Origin of the sequence: Sorangium sp. So ce1335 (assembly GCF_051521615.1) — a bacterium.
In the GTDB taxonomy this organism is placed as follows: Bacteria; Myxococcota_A; Polyangia; order Polyangiales; family Polyangiaceae; genus Sorangium.
Map to the genome: position 1 here is coordinate 10,471,859 of NZ_CP150363.1, position 16,818 is coordinate 10,488,676.

Annotated in this window: 13 protein-coding genes; 6 read left to right on the forward strand and 7 right to left on the reverse strand. The window is 73.0% G+C overall.

The genetic code is table 11. From position 1 onward, the window contains the following. Positions 1 to 5 precede the first annotated feature (5 nt). The 3 genes from WMF24_RS39150 (at position 6) to WMF24_RS39160 (ending at position 2,738) form a co-directional block, all read left to right on the forward strand. A complete protein-coding gene (locus WMF24_RS39150; protein ID WP_437732556.1) occupies positions 6 to 503 on the forward strand; it encodes a cytochrome C oxidase subunit IV family protein in 498 nt (165 codons plus the stop codon). Between the two features lie 260 nt (positions 504 to 763). Next, positions 764 to 2,182 (forward strand): sensor histidine kinase, encoded by a 1,419-nt coding sequence (locus tag WMF24_RS39155; protein WP_437732557.1) that lies wholly within the window; start codon positions 764 to 766, stop codon positions 2,180 to 2,182. Positions 2,183 to 2,189: 7 nt separating this feature from the next. Next, complete coding sequence (locus WMF24_RS39160; RefSeq protein ID WP_437732558.1) at positions 2,190 to 2,738, forward strand: response regulator transcription factor; 549 nt, start codon at positions 2,190 to 2,192, stop codon at positions 2,736 to 2,738. A 215-nt stretch (positions 2,739 to 2,953) separates the two neighbouring features. On the opposite strand, the gene WMF24_RS39165 is transcribed toward WMF24_RS39160, so the two are convergent. Further along, entirely contained in the window at positions 2,954 to 4,150 is a 1,197-nt protein-coding gene (locus WMF24_RS39165; protein ID WP_437732559.1) for a trans-sulfuration enzyme family protein, read from the reverse strand. An 86-nt stretch (positions 4,151 to 4,236) separates the two neighbouring features. On the opposite strand from WMF24_RS39165, the gene WMF24_RS39170 reads away from it, so the two are divergent. Next, positions 4,237 to 5,904 carry a nitrite/sulfite reductase gene (locus WMF24_RS39170; RefSeq protein ID WP_437732560.1) on the forward strand — a complete coding sequence of 556 codons (1,668 nt, stop codon included), beginning with the start codon at positions 4,237 to 4,239 and terminating at the stop codon, positions 5,902 to 5,904. A 157-nt stretch (positions 5,905 to 6,061) separates the two neighbouring features. On the opposite strand, the gene WMF24_RS39175 is transcribed toward WMF24_RS39170, so the two are convergent. From WMF24_RS39175 to WMF24_RS39195, 5 genes are all read right to left on the reverse strand, one after another. Beyond that, positions 6,062 to 8,179 (reverse strand): ATP-dependent helicase, encoded by a 2,118-nt coding sequence (locus WMF24_RS39175; protein ID WP_437732561.1) that lies wholly within the window; start codon positions 8,177 to 8,179, stop codon positions 6,062 to 6,064. 87 nt (positions 8,180 to 8,266) lie between these two features. After that, on the reverse strand, positions 8,267 to 9,262 hold the full coding sequence (locus tag WMF24_RS39180; RefSeq protein ID WP_437732562.1) for a hypothetical protein: 996 nt from the start codon (positions 9,260 to 9,262) through the stop codon (positions 8,267 to 8,269). A 58-nt stretch (positions 9,263 to 9,320) separates the two neighbouring features. Then, entirely contained in the window at positions 9,321 to 10,820 is a 1,500-nt protein-coding gene (locus WMF24_RS39185) for a serine/threonine-protein kinase (protein ID WP_437732563.1), read from the reverse strand. Further along, positions 10,817 to 11,821, reverse strand: coding sequence for a serine/threonine-protein kinase (locus WMF24_RS39190; protein WP_437732564.1), 1,005 nt, complete (start codon positions 11,819 to 11,821; stop codon positions 10,817 to 10,819). Before WMF24_RS39190 ends, WMF24_RS39185 begins: the two co-directional genes overlap by 4 nt. Positions 11,822 to 12,012: 191 nt before the next feature. Continuing rightward, the gene (locus WMF24_RS39195; RefSeq protein WP_437732565.1) at positions 12,013 to 13,674 is read right to left on the reverse strand and encodes an extensin family protein; all 1,662 of its coding nucleotides are present in this window, start codon (positions 13,672 to 13,674) and stop codon (positions 12,013 to 12,015) included. Between the two features lie 221 nt (positions 13,675 to 13,895). On the opposite strand from WMF24_RS39195, the gene mrtC reads away from it, so the two are divergent. Together mrtC and WMF24_RS39205 are read left to right on the forward strand one after the other, a co-directional pair. Beyond that, on the forward strand, positions 13,896 to 14,708 hold the full coding sequence (gene mrtC / locus WMF24_RS39200; protein ID WP_437732566.1) for a myxosortase MrtC: 813 nt from the start codon (positions 13,896 to 13,898) through the stop codon (positions 14,706 to 14,708). Continuing rightward, complete coding sequence (locus WMF24_RS39205; protein WP_437732567.1) at positions 14,705 to 15,457, forward strand: HAD family hydrolase; 753 nt, start codon at positions 14,705 to 14,707, stop codon at positions 15,455 to 15,457. The genes mrtC and WMF24_RS39205 overlap by 4 nt, the downstream gene beginning before the upstream one ends. Positions 15,458 to 15,488: 31 nt before the next feature. Here the strand turns inward: WMF24_RS39205 and WMF24_RS39210 are convergent, their stop codons facing one another. After that, positions 15,489 to 16,643 carry an AI-2E family transporter gene (locus tag WMF24_RS39210; protein WP_437732568.1) on the reverse strand — a complete coding sequence of 385 codons (1,155 nt, stop codon included), beginning with the start codon at positions 16,641 to 16,643 and terminating at the stop codon, positions 15,489 to 15,491. Positions 16,644 to 16,818 lie beyond the last annotated feature (175 nt).

Genomic DNA, 16,818 nt, shown 5'->3' on the forward strand with positions numbered 1-16,818 from the left:
ACAGCATGTCGACACACGCAGAAGCAGCCGGCGCGCACGGGCACGGGCACGGTCATGGCCACGGGCACGGCGCGGACCACGTGCCTCACGTCCTGCCGCTCAAGGTCTACATCGCCACGTGGCTCGCGCTGCTCGTGCTCACGGTCGTCACCGTGGGCGCGAGCTACGTCGACCTCGGCGCGGCCAACCTGGCCGTCGCGATCCTCATCGCGACGGTGAAGGCGGGCGTCGTGGCCCTCATCTTCATGCACCTCAAGTGGGACCATAAGTTCCACATGCTGATCTTCCTGTCGTCGCTGATCTTCCTGGCGATCTTCATCGGCTTCACGATGTTCGACACGAACAACCGCGGCCGGGCCGAGCCGATCGAGGCCGAGCGGCCCGCGGACGTGAAGGCGCCGTTCGACGGGAAGCGCGCCGTCGACAACTGGCAGGTCAAGCGGCCGCACAAGGTCGCCCCGCCGCCCACGCAGGTCCACCAGGGGACCGAAGGCCCCCACTGACCGCCCTGCTGCCTCGCTGCGGGGCGCCCGGCCCCGCAGCGCGCGGCAGACTGTAAGCCAGCCAACAATTCCAAGTCACGGAAACCGTTCAGGTTTCTCTCGCCGGCACCCCGGGGTGCGCTCCGGCGCACCTCGAGCGTGCTCGCGGCTTTCGTGCGCGGTACAAGGGACCGTCGCAAGGCAACGTCGGAAGGTTGCTCCGGGGCTGAACTCCGGACGCCGCGATCGCGCCCTGCCAAGCCCTCCCTGTCCGCGCGCGGATGCAATCCTCTTTCCAGTCATGGTCACTTGATGCGGGCTCCGACCCGGCGAAGGGCAGCGCGCCGCCGGCGGCGCGGCGCCGCCTCGCGGTGCTGCTGTCCGGGCCGAAGCCCCCGTCGTGGGAGACCGCCGACCGCTGGCTGATCCAGCTCCGCTGGGTGGCGATCGCGGGGATGATCGCGACGACGGTCGCGAGCCGGAAGCTCGTGCCCGACCTCCGGCTCGCGCCGCTCGTCCTCGGCATCGCGGCGATCACGGCGGCCAACGTCGCGTGGACGTTCCGGGTGCGGCGCGCGCGCCGGCGGGCCGGCGGCGAGCCGTCGGCGCGCGAGCCCGCGCAGGATCTCGCGCGCGCCCAGCTCGTGGGCGACGTGATCGCGAGCGCCTGGATGCTCTGGTTCTCGGGCGGGCTGGAGAACCCGTTCGCCGTCTTCCTCACCTTCCACATCGCCCTCTCCGGCCTGCTCTGCCCGCGGCGCACGACCGTGCTCGTCGGCCTGCTGACGCTGATCGCGATCGGCGTGCTCGCGAACGCGGCGCCGCTGCCGCTCGACTCCGCGCCGCTCGGCAGCGATCGCATCCGGCAGCTCGGCGACCTCGTGTCGCTCACGTCGCTGACGCTGTTCCTCGGCTTCTTCGTCGTCGTCTACGCGCACCGGCTCGAGGAGCTGCGCCAGCAGAGCCAGCGGAACGAGCGGCTCGCGATGCTCGGGCGCATGGTCGGCGGCATGTCGCACGAGCTCAGCACGCCGCTCGCGACGATCCTCCTCGCGAGCAAGGACCTCGTCGACGTCGCGCGCGAGACGGGCTCGGAGGACGCGGCGCGCATGGCCGAGACGGTGGCCGGCGAGGCGCGCCGGGCGAGCGACATCATCAGCCTGATGCGCGGCCAGATCCGGCTCGACCAGCGCCTGGAGCCCCTCGAGCTGACCCGCTACGTGCGCGATCTCGCGAAGGTCGAGCTCGCGCGGCTCGGCTACCGGGGCGAGCTCGCGTTCGACACGCCGCGGCCCGTGCAGGCGAACGTGCTCAGGCCGGCGCTGCGCCAGGTGCTCGTCAACCTGCTCGCCAACGCCGCCGAGGCCACGGCGGACGCGGCCGAGCAGCGGATCGAGGTCAGCGTGCTCGAGCGCGGCGAGGTCTGCGAGATCGCCGTCTCGGACACCGGTCCGGGGCTGAGCCCCGAGATCGCCGGGCGGCTCGGGGAGCCGTTCCAGACGACGAAGATGTCCCAGGGCGGGATGGGGCTCGGGCTGTACATCAGCTCGATGATGGCCTCGCGCATGAGCGCGGTGCTGCGCATGGAGAGCGTCGAGACCGGCGGGGCGAAGGCGACCTTGCGCCTGCGGCTCGACGGGACCACGGGCCCCACGGACGCGGAGCTCCCCGCGGCGCTGAAGCGCGCCGGGACCGCCTGAGGTGAAGATGACGCGACGGATCGAGACGGCCCTCCTCGTGGACGACGACGACGCGTTCCGCACGACCCTGCAGGGGGCGCTGCGCCGCCGCGGGGTCGTGGCGAGGACGGCGGCGACGATCGACGAGGGGCTCGTGGCGCTCGAGTACGAGCCGGTCGACCTCGTCGTCATCGACTACCGCATGCCGCGCGGCGACGGGCTGAGCGCGCTCGCCCAGTACCGCAAGCTGCAGCCCGACGCGGCGATCGTGATGCTGACCGGCTTCGGGGACATCCCGCTCGCGGTGGCGGCGATGCGCGAGGGCGCGGACACGCTGCTCAGCAAGCCGGTCGACGCGGACAAGCTGCTGCGCGAGGCCGCGAGCCTCCGGGAGCGCCAGCGGCCGCCGCCCTCGACGGCGCCGACGCCGCCGCCGGGCAGCCTGAAGCTGGACGACCTCGAGCGCGAGGCGATCCGCGCCGCGCTCCGGGAGTCGGGCGGCGTGGTGGCCACCGCGGCGAAGCTGCTCGGGATCGATCGGCGGACGCTGCAGCGGAAGCTGAAGAAGCTCGGCTAGGCGCGCGTGCGCGCGCCTTGGGTGGGAGAGCTGGGAGCTTGCGAGCGGGAGCGCCCCGGGGCGCGGCCCTGGAACAACGCTCACGTTGATCGAGCGAGCAATGAACCGCCAGGACGCCGAGGACGCCAAGAAGAACACAAAGTCTTGGCGTCCTTCGCGTCCTGGCGGTTCGAAGCTCTGCTCGTTTCAGGCGGGTTCAACCCGCGTTTGTCGCTCTAGGGCTTGCCGAGCGCGTCCAGCGCGCCGAGGACGTCCTTCACGACGTCCTCCGTCTCCTCGACGCCGACCGCGAGGCGGATGAGCGCCGGGGAGATGCCGATGGCCGCGAGCTGCTCGTCGCTCAGCTCGTGGAAGCTCATGATGCACGGCTGCTCGATGAGCGTCTCCACGCCGCCGAAGCTCGGGGCGATCGCGGCGATGCGCGTGCCGTCGACGACGCGCGACGCCGCCTCACGCCCGCCGCGCACGATGAAGCTCACGACGCCGCCGAAGCCGCGCATCTGCTCGGCGGCGATCCGGTGATCCGGGTGCGACGGGAGCCCCGGGTAGAACACCCGCTCGACGGCGGGGTGCGCCTCGAGCGCGCGCGCGACGGCGAGCCCCGTCGCGTTCTGCCGCTCGACGCGGAGCGCGAGCGTCTTCATGCCGCGGCCGATCAGCGCCGCGGCGTGGGGGTCGATGACCGACCCGAGCACGCTCCGCATGTCGCGGACCAGCGAGACGAGCGCGCTCGATCCGGAGACCGCGCCGCCGAGGACGTCGTTGTGGCCGGACAGGTACTTGCTGGCGCTGTGGACGACGAGGTCGATGCCGCGGCCGATCGGGTCGGAGTTGCACGGGGTCGCGAACGTCGCGTCGACGATCGTCTTGACCCGCGCCTTCTTGCAGATCTCGGCGAACCGCGACAGGTCGATGCAGTGCAGGTACGGGTTCGTCGGCGACTCGCTCAGCGCGAAGCGGGTGCGCGGCCGGAAGGCCGCCTCGAGCTGATCGAACGCGCCGGGGTCGATCAGCGTGTGCTCGACGCCGAGCCGCGCGAGCACGGTGATCACGAACTGCCGCGTGCGGCGGTAGACGTCGCGGAACAGGATGACGTGGTCGCCCGCCTTGAGCAGGGCGAGCGCCGTGGTCGTCACCGCCGCCATGCCGCTCGCGAAGAGCACGGCGTCCTCGGCGCGATCGAGCGCCGCGATGCGCTGCTCGACCTCGCGCACCGTGGGGTTGCCGTAGCGGCCGTACTCCTGCCGCTCGGGATCCGCGTCGCCGCCCGCGAAATAGCGCTCCAGGTCCGCCGTGTCCGCGAACGTGTAGGTCGCCGTCTGCGCGATCGCGGGCGCGAGGGTGTGGGACGGACGATCGCGGGGCACCCCCGCGTGGACGGCATCGGTCGAGTTCGGCAGGTCGATCTTCATGGGGCTGGAGGGCAAAGTACCTCGGTCACCGGGCCAGGTGAATTGTCGCACTTGACGCGTCGGAAATATAGGGAATAGCATCAGTCATGTCGCAACCAGTCGAGCGCCTTGCGGCGGCCATCGACGAACACGCCGAGAACGTCGCCAAGTTCAAACGTGGTGAGCTGACGCCTGACCAGTTCCGCCCCCTGCGGCTGGCCATGGGTGTCTACGCGCAGCTCGCGCACGTGAAGCACATGCAACGCATCAAGATTCCCGGAGGGCAGCTTTCGGCCACGCAGCTGGAAGCCCTCGCGGAAGTCACGGAGCGGTGGGGTCGCGGGCTAGCGCACGTCACGACCCGCCAGGACATCCAGCTCCACTACCTGGAGATCGAGGAGACGATCGACCTGCAGCGCGTCCTCGTGCGCGCGGGGGTGACGACGGTCGGCGCGTGCGCGGACACGCTCCGCAACATCACCGCGTCCCACCTCGCTGGTGTCGTCGAGGACGAGGTGTTCGACGTGACACCTTACGCGCTCGCGGTCACCCGGCACTTCCTCTTCCACGAGCACAACCGGCGGCTGCCGCGGAAGTTCAAGGTGGCCTTCTCGGGGAGCGCGCGCGATCACGCGCAGGTCATGATCAACGACATCGGCCTGTTCGCGAAGATCGGCGACCGCGGGCGCGGCTTCGCGGTCTACGTGGCCGGCTCGCTCGGCTCGACGCCCGAGATCGCGCACCTCTGGAAGGAGTTCATCCCGGAGGCCGATCTGCTGCCCTTGTGCGAGGCGGTGGTGAGCGTGTTCCACCGGGACGGCGAGCGGAAGAACCGCAAGAAGGCGCGCCTCAAGTTCCTGCTGCGCAAGATCGGCGAGGCCGAGTTCCTGCGCAGGCTCGACGAGGAGTTCGATCGCATCAAGGCGGCGCGCGGCGACGCGCTCGCGGCCGAGCTGGCGCAGGAGGTGGCCGGGTACCGGGAGAACGATCCGCCCCCGCTCACGCCGCTGCGGGAGACGCTCGGGGACGGCGCGTTCGCGCGCTGGAAGCGGACCAACACGATCGCGCAGAAGCAGCCCGGCTACCGGGTGGCGACGGTCAAGCTGCCGCTCGGCGACATCACGAGCGAGCAGCTGAAGAGCCTGGCCGACATCTCGCGGCGCTACAGCAACAGCGAGGTGCGGGCGACGAACACCCAGAACTTCGTGCTGCGGTGGGTGCCGGAGGGTCGGCTCCTCGACCTGCACCGCGAGCTCACGCAGATCGGGCTCGCCGAGGCGGACGCCGGGCACGTCACGGACGTGGTGACCTGCCCCGGCGGCGACTACTGCACGCTCGCGATCACGAAGAGCATGCAGGTCGGCGCGCGCATCCGGGAGCACCTCGTGCCGAACGGGAGCCGCCAGGACGTCGACGACTTCGTGAGCGCGCTCGGCGAGTTCGACATCAAGATCTCGGGCTGCCCGAACTCGTGCGGCCAGCACCACGTCGCCGACATCGGGATGACGGGGCTGATGGTCAAGGGCAAGGACGGCGTCGAGCGCCCGCACTACTCGCTCCGCGTCGGCGGCGGCTGCGGCCCGAACGCCCGCATCGGCGAGCGCCTCGACGGCCGCATCCCCGAGGAGGAGACGCCCAAGGTGATCGCGACCATCGCGCGCTACTACATGGCCGAGCGCGCCGAGGGCGAGAGCTTCCGCGACTTCGTCGCGCGCAAGGGCGCCCCCGAGATCACCCGCGTCGGCTTCGCTGCCGCCGAAGGCTCGGCGATCTAGAGCGACGGCCACCCGCTGCGGATACGGGCCCACCTCGACGTTTTCGGTGCTCGGCGTACTTGAGTACGCCTGCGCGCCGAAAACGCCGATCTGGGCCCGTCTCCTGTGCGGGTGACCGTCGCTCTGTTCCGTGTGGAAGAGAGCTGGGAAAGACCGCTCAGGGACGGCGGCGGGGGATCAGCGGCGGATCGCCGGCGAAGGGGTTCATCGCCAGGGCGGCGAGGACGCTCGCCGCGCCCGCCTTGACCTTCTCCATCCCAGGAGCGACGGGCGCGAGCTCCTCGCGCTCGTCGAGGAGCTCGGGCGGGATGTCGAGGACGAACCTGCTCGGCGTCCTCGGCACCATCTTGCCGCGCGAGCCGCGGTGCTTCGCCCGCGTGAGGTAGAGCCGATCGCGGGCCCGCGTGACGGCGACGTAGAAGAGCCGGCGCTCCTCCTCGATGCTGTGGCCGCCCGTGTCGCCGCCCTCCCCGCCGATCGGGGCGGCGTCCGTGGCGCGCTCGTCGAGGCTGCGCTGGTGGGGCATCAGCCCCTCCTCCAGGCCGATCACGAACACGTAGGGGAACTCGAGGCCCTTCGCGCCGTGCATCGTGGTGAGCGTCACGCGGTCGGTGGCCTCCTCCTCCTCGGAGTCCTGCCGCAGGGCGAGCAGCCGCAGGAACTCGGCGAAGCTCGCGCGATCCCCCTTCCCCTTCTCGTCGCGGCGCGCGAACACGTTGAGCAGCCCCTCGAGGTTGCCCCAGCGGCGCGCCGCGGCGTTGTTCGTGGAGGAGCCGGTCATGATGTCCTCCTTGAAGCCGGCGTCGGCGAGGAGGGCGCGGGCGATCTCCGCCGACGGCTCGCCGCGCTCGAACCGCGCGCGCGAGGCCTCGATGATCCGGAGGAGCTGGCGGCAGCCCTCGATCGCCGCGGCGCTCAGCTCGTGGACGGCGTGCGGGCGCGACACCGCCGTCCAGAGCGAGGCGTCGTGCGCCGTCGCGTAGGCGCCGAGCTTGGCGACCGCGGCGTCGCCGATGCCGCGCGCCGGGTAGTTCAGGATGCGCCGCAGCGACATCTCGTCGTTCGGGTTGAGCGCGACGCGGAGGTAGGCGATGAGGTCCTTCACCTCCTTGCGCTCGAAGAACTGCTGGCCGCCGATCATCCGGATGGGGATCTGCCGCTCCTTGAGGGCCGACTCGATCGCCGCCGCCTGGAGGTTCGAGCGGTAGAGCACGGCGATGTCCTTCGGCCGCGCGCCCTCCCGCTCCAGGAGGCGCTGCGCCTCGGTGGCCACGAAGCTCGCCTCGACGTCCGGGTCGACGCAGATGATGGAGCGCACCTTGTCGCCCTCCATGCGCGTGGCGATGAGCGACTTCTTGTGCCGCCGGCCGCCGGACTTGGCGAGCACCGCGTTGGCGACGTCGAGGATCGGCTTGCGTGAGCGGTAGTTGTGCTCGAGCTTGACGACCTTCGCGCCCGAGAAGTGCTCCTCGAAGTCGAGGATGTTGCGCACGTCGGCGCCGCGCCAGGCGTAGATCGACTGGTCGTCGTCGCCGACGACGACGACGTTGCGGTGCTCGCCGCAGAGCAGGCGCAAGAGCTCGAGCTGGGCGCGGTTCGTGTCCTGGTACTCGTCGACGATCACGAAGCGGTAGCGCATCCGCCAGCGCTCGAGGACGTCGGGGCGCGTCTGCCAGAGGCGCACCACCTCGCAGATGAGGTCGTCGAAGTCGAACGCCTGGAACGAGCGCAGCGCCGCCATGTAGCGCGGGTAGACGAGCATCGAGATCTCGTCGTAGTCGTCGATGCCCTTGCCCTGCCGCTGCGCCTCGGCCCACTGCTCCGGGTCGAGGAAGGCGTTCTTGGCGTTCGAGATGCGCGAGAGGATGGCGCTGACGTCGTAGCTCTTGCCGGCGCGCAGCTCGCGGAGGATCTCGCGGATGACCCCGAGCGCGTCGGACTGATCGAAGATGGCGAAGGCGCCGCCGCGCAGGCCGAGCGCGCGGGTCTCGGCGCCGAGCACGTCGAGGCCGAAGCGGTGGAACGTGCAGACCTTGAGCTCGCGCGCGACCTTCGCGCCGACCAGCTTGCCGACGCGCTCGTGCATCTCGGCGGCGGCCTTGTTGGTGAAGGTCATCGCCAGCATGGAGCGCGCCGGGACGCCGCGGTCGAGGAGGCGGGCGATCCGCGTCGTCACCACCCGGGTCTTGCCGGAGCCGGCGCCCGCGAGCACCAGCATTGGCCCGAGCTCGTGCTCGACGGCCGCACGTTGAGACGGGTTCAATAAGTCCGACACCGTGGCGTGGCGTAGCCCGAAGGAGGCCGGAGCGGGAGCTTGATTTTCCCGGAGCGCGGCGCCGGCCCGGATCCCCGCGGGAAAGGCTCAGCGGCCGGGGGGCGTGGCGAATTGCCCGGGGAACGGATTGGCGTCCTGGCGGCGCCGGAGCTCGTCGAGCGTCCAGGGCGTCGCGCCGCGCTCGTGGAAGAGGGCCACGCCGATCACGCCGACGTCGCGCGTGTCGCCGTGCTTCTGGTTCGCGTAGGAGCCGCGGACGGAGCCGAAGCGGAACGCCGCGACCGTGTCCATGCTCTGGCGGAAGCCGTCGATCTCGAGCTCGCCGTGCGGATCGAGCAGGTAGCCGCGCTTGCCGAACGCCGCGGGCTGGCCGTCGATGACGTCGAGGCCGTCGACGGAGACGACGCACTCGACGCGGCTCGGCGTGAGGTTGCGCAGGACGATGCTGTAGCGCTGGCCGGCCTCGCCGATGACGTGGCTCGTCTCGCCGGCGACGAAGCCGCTCAGGAAGCCGCCGCCCTCGCTGCGCAGGCCGACGGCGACGGCGCCGCCGGCCAGCGTGAAGGCCTGCGGCGACGTGCGGCGGAAGCCGGACGCGCGCGCCATGGCGCGGGCGCCCTCGTCGTCGTTGTAAAACAGGCTCGCGACGGCGAACGGGCGCTCGACATCGGCCCGAACGAACGGCGCGGTCGAGATGCGGGACACGCGCGTCTCACCCCACGCGGTGCCGAGCCCCGGGCGCTCGACCGGATCCGGCGCGATCTGGCTGCTCTGTGGCCTCCGCACCGCGCCCTCGGCGCGGCCGGCGCCCTGCGCGGCGGGCCGCTCGAAGTCGGCCGAGGGCGCAGAGGGCGATGCCCCGAGCGGCGCCGGCGCCGCCGGTGGAGGAGCGGCCGGCTCGAAGGCGGCGTCGTCGGGGAAGGCGTGCGCGCCGGAGGGCGCGAACCCGGGATCGCCCGCGGGCGCTGTCCTGCCGGGCGCGGCGTCCGCCGGGCGCGGCGCGGCGCCGCCGCCGCAGGAGGCCGCGCCCCCGAGGAGCGATATCGCAAAACAAGCCAGCCCGAGTCGTCGCGTCCGGTCCATGGTCCCTCCACTGCGCAACTGCGATTGCGGTGTCGACCGGAGAACGGGCCCGACGAGGCTATCTTACAGCCGAGCGCGCCTGCGCGGCGGCGCGCGCGGAGGGCGGCGCCGGCGCGGAGGGCGGCGCCGGCGCGGCGACGCGCGCGGAGGGCGGCGCCTGCGCGGCGACGCGCGCGGAGGGCGACGCCGGCGAGGGGAGGTCGCCGCCGGGGAGCCAGCGCTGCGCGAGCGCGAGCGCGAGCGCGGCGGACGCGAGGACGAGCGCGCAGACGACGAGCGCGGCCGGGCGCGAGGCGGCGCGTGCGCGCTGCCGCGAGCGCGCACGCAGCCGGCGCGCGAGGAGCGCGGCGCCGGCCCTGCCGGCGATCGGCGCGGCGGGGCGCGGCCTGCGCCGCGCGGCGGGCACGCGGGGCGAAGCGCCCGCCGCGAGCGCGGGCGCTTCGCTCGCGGTGGGGGTGATCTCTCTCGCGCGCGCCGCCGGCGCCGCCGCGGGGAGCGCTCCGCCGTGCAGCCGGCGCACAGCGGCCTCCATGTCGGCGGCCGTCTGGAAGCGGTGCTCCGGCGACTTCGCGATCGCGCGCAGGATCAGCCGCTCGACAGCGGGCGGGATCGGCTGCGGCGCGAGGCGCGAAGGCGGGGGCGGCTCGCGCTCGCAGTGGGCGTAGCGGAGCGCGTCGCGCCGGCCGCGCAGCTCGTCGAACGGGCCTCGCCCGGCGACGAGCTCGTAGAGGACGAGGCCCATCGCGTAGATGTCCGCGCGCAGGTCGATCGGCTGCGCGGCGCACTGCTCGGGCGCCATCGTCCTCGGCGTGCCGATCACCGCGTCCGGGTCGGTCAGCGAGGCGCCGGCGTGGAGGAGCTTCGCGACGCCGAAGTCGAGGACCTTGAGCGTGCCGTCGTCGCACAGGAACAGGTTCTCGAGCTTGAGGTCGCGGTGGACGATGCCCTCGGCGTGCGCGAGCGACAGCGCGGAGAGGGCCTGCAGGACCAGGCCGAGCGCGGTCGGGACGGCGACGACGCCGAGGCGCGCGAGCTCGGTCCTGAGGTCGCGCCCCTCGAGGAGCTCCATGGTGAAGTAGGGCCGGCCGCCGTCGATCGCGCCGAGGTCGAACACATCGGGGAGGTTCCGGTGGCGCAGGCGGGCGATCGAGCGCGCCTCGGCCCGCATGCGCGCCGAGAGATCGAGGCGGCCAGCGTGGATCCGGTGCAGCACCTTCACCGCGAACCGCCGGCCGAGCTCGCGGTGCTCGACCTCGTAGACCTCGCCCATGCCGCCCTGGCCGAGCAGGCGCAGCACCACGTACGGCGTGCCCGGGAGCGACTCGCCCTCGACGAGCGCGCGCAGCTGCCGCGTCCCTGCGGAAGCCCCGGTCCCGTATGCGCAGCGCTGCCGCGTCCCTGCGGAAGACCCGACGCCGGACGCGCGCAGCTGCCGCGTCCCTGCGGAGGACCCGCGCTCTCCGGGCTGCCGCGCGCGAGGGGTGAGCGGCGCGAGCAAGGCGCCGCGCGCATACAGCAAGGTGCCCGCCTCGGAGCGCTCCGCTGTCGCGCCGCTCATCGCGCCTCTCCGTGCGCGAGCGGCGCCCGCGCGCTGCGCTCTCCGGCCGGCGGGGCGGCGAGGCCCGCGTCGCCGTCGGCCGGCGTGTCCCTGCCGCCGTTCTCTCCCTGCGCGTCGGCGAGCGCGGCGGCCATCGCGTCGGCCGTCTGCCAGCGGAGCGCCGGGTCCTTCTCGAGGGCGCGCGCGACGGCGAGGTCGAGCGCCGGAGGTACCCAGAGCAGCGAGCGAAGCCGCGGCGCCGGCGTGTGGAGGTGCGCCCGCATCACCGCCATGGAGTCGACGACCGGGAACGGGCCTCGCCCGGTGATCGCCTCGAAGAGCAGGAGCCCCACCGCGTACACGTCGGTGCGCGCGTCGACCTCCTCGCCCCGGATCTGCTCGGGTGAGAGGTAGCGCGGCGTGCCGAGGACGTTCGAGCCGGTCAACGGCTCGACCCCGTCGCAGCTCACCTTCGCGATGCCGAAGTCGATGAGCACGGCGTGCTCGATCTCCGGGGCGCCCGGCGCGCCCGGCGCGTATTCGAGGTCGTCGGCGCCCTGCTCGGCGCCGGCGCTCGGCTGGACGAGGAAGACGTTCGCCGGCTTGACGTCGCGGTGGACGATGCCGGCCCGGTGCGTCACCGCGAGCCCGCGGAGCACCTGGATGGCGATGCGCACGGCGGCGGGCGTCGCGAGCGGCCCGCGCGCGTCGAGCCGCTCGCGCAGCGTCTCGCCGAACAGGCGCGGCATGACGAGGAACGGCCGGCCGTCGCTCGTCACGCCGACCTCCTCGACCTTCACGACGTGCGGGTGGCTCAGCGCCGCGAGGGCGCGCCCCTCCTGGACGAGGCGCGCGCCGATCTCGCTCGAGCCCTCGTGCATGGCGCGGAGCAGCTTGAGCGCCCGGAGCTGGCCGCGGCGACCCAGCACCTCGAACACCTCGGAGCACGTGCCTGACCCGATCCTCCGGAGCAGGCGGAATGGAGTCCCCGGGAGCGGCTGTCCGTCGTTCTCTTGCACCATGTCCGTCGACCTCCCTTGCGGGGGCGCGCGGCGGAGCGCCGGCGCCTTCGTTCGGGAAGGGAATCGTCGCTCTCATGGCGGGAGTTGCGCGAACAAACTGCCAGGCGCACCAAAAATCCCGCAATCAACGGATGTGCAGTGGGGCGCGCTGCGCGCCGTTTCAGGGCTGTGCAGCGGAATGCGGCGCGCGCTCAGTGATAAAGGAACCACCGGACGCCGGGCTTGATCTCCATGTGGAAATGGTCGGCGTGCGGCGCGTCGTAATTGGGCGTCAGCGCGTATGTAAAAATCCCGAGATCGGCCGCCTCGCACACGATGGACCGGAGCTCGCGCGCCTCGGGGAGCTCGGGCTGGGGCGCCCCCTCTCCGCACGTCTTGTCCCCGAGGCGGCCGTGGAAATGGCGGGCGACGCTCATCCAGGTGCCGTCGCGCTTCCTGAGCGCGCCGACGTCGATGGCCAGGCCCGCAGGGTGGCGCGTGCCCGGCGGGGCCCACTTGCCGCGGGGCTTCTGATCCACGCCGCTGCGCTGCGCGACGTCGCCGCGGTGCCGGTTCGACGACGCCGTGGCCCGGGTCGAGCCCACGGGCTCGCGGAGCGCGACGCGCCGGGTTCCGGCCTTGCCGGGCTTCTTGGCCGGCCCGCTGCGCGTTGCGGTCGCCCGCGGCCGGTCGCCGGGCGCGGCGGTTCGTGCGGGTTCCGCGGTGCCCTTCTGCTTCGGAGCGGCCGCCGTCGTGACTTTGCCCTTCGGAGCGGCCCCCGCGGCGCCCTTCTCCTTCGCGACGGGCTCCGCGGCGCCCTTCTTCGCGACGGCCTCCGCGGCGCCCTTCTTCGCGACGGCCTCCGCGGCGCCCTTCTTCGCGACGGCCTCCGCGGCGCCCTTCTTCGCGACGGCCTCCGCGGCCGCGACCTTCTCCTTCGCGGCGCCCTTCTCCTTCGGAGCCACCGCGGCCGCGCCCTTCTCCTTCGCGGCCCCCTTCTTCGCGACGGTTTCCGCGGCGCCCTTCTCCTTCAGGCGTCGCGAGCGCTCTTCAGGCGCCTTCGACGTCGCGTCGACCTCACCCTTCTCACCGAGGTCCGCGGCCTGCGCGGGCCCCGGCGATTCGCTGGGCTCTTTCGGCGCCGCGTCGACGGCGCCCTTCTCGCCGAGGTCCACGGCCTGCGCGGGCCCCGGCGATTCGCTGGGCTCCTTCGGCGCCGCGTCGACGGCGCCTTTCTCGCCGAGGTCCGCGTCCGGCGCGGGCCTCGGCAATTCCTTTTGCGCCTTCGACGTCGCGTCGAGCGTGCCCTTCTCCCCGAGCCCCACGGGCGGCGCAGGCTTCGGCGATGGCTTGCGGGCGGCGCCGCCCGCGGCCGCCGCCGGGGCCGTCGCGTGCGCGTGATCTCCGTCGTCGCCCGCGCCGCCTCGGCCGGGCATCGGCATGTTGGGCCGATACATCGTGTAATGGACGACCTCGTCGATATCGTGCCTCGCCAGCAGGGCCGCGAAATCGTCGAGCGCGAGCGCGAGGCGCGCGTCCAGGATCTCGAACACGCTCGTCACGCGCTGCTCGGGCGGGAGCACCGAATGGAAGTGCACGCCGTTGAGCCGGCCCGTGAGCCGGATCGGCGCCCGCACCCCGGGCGCGAGATCGACCTTGATGTACAGGATCTTCCGTCGATCCAGCTCGGCCATCGCCTCGTCGTTCGTCATGTTGGCGTAGCGGTACGCCGGCGACGCCTCGGCGATGCTCGCCTCCGGCGTCACGAGGAACGGCGACGCGGCCGAGGCGGGCGCCGGGGGGAGCGACGCGACGGACGCGAGCAGCGCGCAGGCCAGCGGCTTCAGCAGACGGCGAAGTCGGGAAAACGACACAGCGGCCGCACTCTAACGGGACCAGCTTGGAAGGCCAGAAAATGGGCGAGGGCTGGACCGGTGAGCAGCGCGCGGAGACGTCCCGAAGACGCGCGCCTCGAGCGCTGACCATCGCGGACCGGCGTGCTCGCGGTTACGCTGAGCGCGCGCGACCGCGCCGCCCGCGGCGCGGCGATCCAGCGCACCACGCCCCCGCCCGCACGCCCCGCGACCGACCCACCTTGCAACCGCCGACGCCCATCGATCCGAGCCGCGACGCGACCCCCCGAGCCGGCGGCGAGGCGCGCGGCGTGCCCGCCGACGCGAGCGCCGCGGACGCGCTCCGCGACGAGCGCCCGCGGCCCCCCGAGCCCACCCTCGCGCGCGCGCTCGTCGCCGCGGCCGTCACGACCGCCGCCGTGACGGCGGTGTCCCACGCGGCGCCGGCGAGCTACGCCGGCACGCTCGTGGGCCTCACGTTCCTGGCGGCGACGTTCTGGCTCGTGCTGCGGTACGACGAGGCGACGATCCGCGACCACGGCCTGTCGCTCGGGGGGATCCTCGAGCCCGTGCCGCTGTCGGCCGCGCGGCTCGCCCGCGCCGCGCTCCGCGCCGTCGCGTGGGCGGCCCTGGCCTCCGCGATCGTCTTCCCGCCGTTCTGGCTGGGCTACCGGCTGTACTGGGGCGCGGCCTCGCCGTTCGTGCTGCGACCGCCCTCCGTCGACGAGATCGCCGCGCAGCTCCTCGTGGTCGCGCTGCCCGAGGAGGCGTTCTTCCGCGGCTACCTCCAGAGCGCCCTCGACCGCGTCTTCCCGCCGCGCGTCCGCGCGCTGGGCGCGAGGCTCGGCCCGGCGTGGCTCCTCTCGTCGGCGATCTTCGCGATCGGCCACGTGCTCACGATCCAGCACCCCGCGCGGCTCGCCGTGTTCTTCCCCGCGCTCCTCTTCGGGTGGCTGCGGGCGCGCACCGGCGGCATCGGGGCGCCGCTCGTGTTCCACGCGGCGTGCAACCTCTTCTCGCTCACCCTCGCCCGCGGTTACGGTCTGTCGCCGTGAGCACCTCGTTCGACGACACGGCGCCGGGCCGCCCGCGCCCCCCCGGCGCGCCGGCGCGGCACGAAGGCCCCGCGCCCCACGGCGGCCGCGCGGCGCGCCGACGCGCGGCGCTGTTCGACATGGACCGCACGCTGCTGCGCAAGGAGACGGCGAGCCTCTACGTGAAGTACCAGCGCCAGATCGGCGAGGCGACGACGCGCGATCTGCTGAGGACCCTCTACTGGGTCGGGCAATACACGCTCGGCGTGCTCGACGCGGCGAAGGTCGCCGAGCGGGCGCTGCTCTCGCTCCAGGGCCTGCCGGAGACCGTCCTGGCGGCCCGCTGCGACGACTGGTTCCGGCTCCACGTCGAGCCGCACATCGCCGACGGGGGGCGCGAGGCCGTGAGGCGCCACCAGGCCGCAGGGGATCTCTGCGCCATCGTGACCGGCGCGTCGCGCTACGCCTCGCACCCGCTCGCCAGGCGGCTCGGGATCGAGCACCTCGTCTCGAGCGTGCTCGAGATCGACGAGCACGGGCGCTTCACCGGCCGCGCCGAGCAGCCGCTCTGCTTCGGCGAGGGCAAGGTCGCGCGCGCGCGTGCGCTCGCCGAGGCGCAGGGGTTCCGGCTGGAGGAGGCGACGTTCTACACGGACAGCATCAGCGATCTGCCGCTGCTCGAGCTCGTCGCCGTGCCGGTCGCCGTGAACCCCGATCCCAGGCTGCGCCGGGTGGCCGAGCGGCGGGGATACCGCATCGAGCGCTGGTGAGCGCGCGCTGGACGCGCCGCGCGCTGGCGCCTCAGATCGACGGCGGCCGCGAGGTCGGCGGCGGCCGCGAGGTCGGCGGCGCGCCAGAGGTCGGCGGCCGCGAGGTCGGCCCGAGCGAGGCCGGGGGCGGAGGCGTCGAGTGCAGGCCGAGCGGGAGGCTCGAGCGGGCGAGGGCAGACCGCGTGTTGACCGCCCAGAGCACGATGGCGGCGACGACCGGGCCGATGAAGATGCCGGCCGCGCCGAACAGCTCGAGGCCGCCGAAGATGCTGAGAAGGGCGACGAGCGGGTGCATGCCGCCGTGCGAGCTCTGGACCCACGGCCGGATCACGTTGTCCGAGAGCCCGATGAGGCCGGCCGCGACGCACATGCCGATGCCGCCGCCGACGCGCCCGACGATGAACAGGTAGACGGCCGCGCCCAGCGTCACCGGCGTGGTCCCGATCATGGGCACGAGCGAGAGCAGCGTGGCCAGGATGCCGAACAGGAACGCGCCCGGCACCTTGAAGACGAAGAGCGCGACGGTCGTCAGCGTCCCCTGCACGGCGGCGGTCGCGAGCAGGCCGAGCACGGCGCCGTGCACCGTGTCCTGGATCGAGGCGAAGAGGACGTCGGTCTCCTCGTGCCGGAACGGCGACTGCGTGAGCAGCCAGCGCAGCAGCTGGCCGCCGTCGCGGAGCAGGTAGTAGAGCGCCACGGTGAACAGGAAGGCGTCGACGATCGACTGCGGCACCGCGGCGACCATGCCCCCGGCGAAGCTCGCCATCGAGCTGCCCACCCGCTGGAACAGGTTGCTCACGTAGTTGCGGACGTCGTCGCCGGACAGGCCGGCCCTGTTGATGAGCCCCGTGATCCGCCCGTCGTTGAGGATGCCCTGGACGCGCTCGATGGTGCTGGACCAGTCCCGGGCGAAGAAGCGGCTGATCGAGGCGGAGGCCTCGATGATGATCACCGTGAGCGGGATGCACACGAGGATGATCACGCCGACCGTGCAGATCGCGGGCGCGAAGCCGCGGAAGCGGCCGAGTCGAGGCGAGAAGCGGCGCTGGAGCGGGGAGACGAGGAGCGCGACGAGGCCGCCGAGCAGGACCGGGACGAGCAGCCCTTTGACCATCCAGAAGAACAGCGCGACGAGCCCCGCCCGGAGGGCAAACGACAGCCATCGATCGGACTGTGTATCGTTCATTGCCGTGTGCGCTCGCCTGTATGCCGCTCTCAGCGGTCCGTTCCGCGCCCAAGGTAGGGTGGGCCCCCGGCATACACCAGCGATTTCCACGCGGTGCGAGCGCAGCGCGCTGGTTCCGCGATACAGTCTAGCTCGGCCGACGACCGCGACGGCGCACGACAGCCATCGCCGCCAC

Coding starts and splice junctions, on each gene's coding strand:
- WMF24_RS39150 (WP_437732556.1), top strand. CDS start 6: ATGTCGACACACGCAGAAGCAGCCGGCGCGCACGGGCACGGGCACGGT.
- WMF24_RS39155 (WP_437732557.1), top strand. CDS start 764: ATGCAATCCTCTTTCCAGTCATGGTCACTTGATGCGGGCTCCGACCCG.
- WMF24_RS39160 (WP_437732558.1), top strand. CDS start 2,190: ATGACGCGACGGATCGAGACGGCCCTCCTCGTGGACGACGACGACGCG.
- WMF24_RS39165 (WP_437732559.1), bottom strand. CDS start 4,150: ATGAAGATCGACCTGCCGAACTCGACCGATGCCGTCCACGCGGGGGTG.
- WMF24_RS39170 (WP_437732560.1), top strand. CDS start 4,237: ATGTCGCAACCAGTCGAGCGCCTTGCGGCGGCCATCGACGAACACGCC.
- WMF24_RS39180 (WP_437732562.1), bottom strand. CDS start 9,262: ATGGACCGGACGCGACGACTCGGGCTGGCTTGTTTTGCGATATCGCTC.
- WMF24_RS39185 (WP_437732563.1), bottom strand. CDS start 10,820: ATGAGCGGCGCGACAGCGGAGCGCTCCGAGGCGGGCACCTTGCTGTAT.
- WMF24_RS39190 (WP_437732564.1), bottom strand. CDS start 11,821: ATGGTGCAAGAGAACGACGGACAGCCGCTCCCGGGGACTCCATTCCGC.
- WMF24_RS39210 (WP_437732568.1), bottom strand. CDS start 16,643: ATGAACGATACACAGTCCGATCGATGGCTGTCGTTTGCCCTCCGGGCG.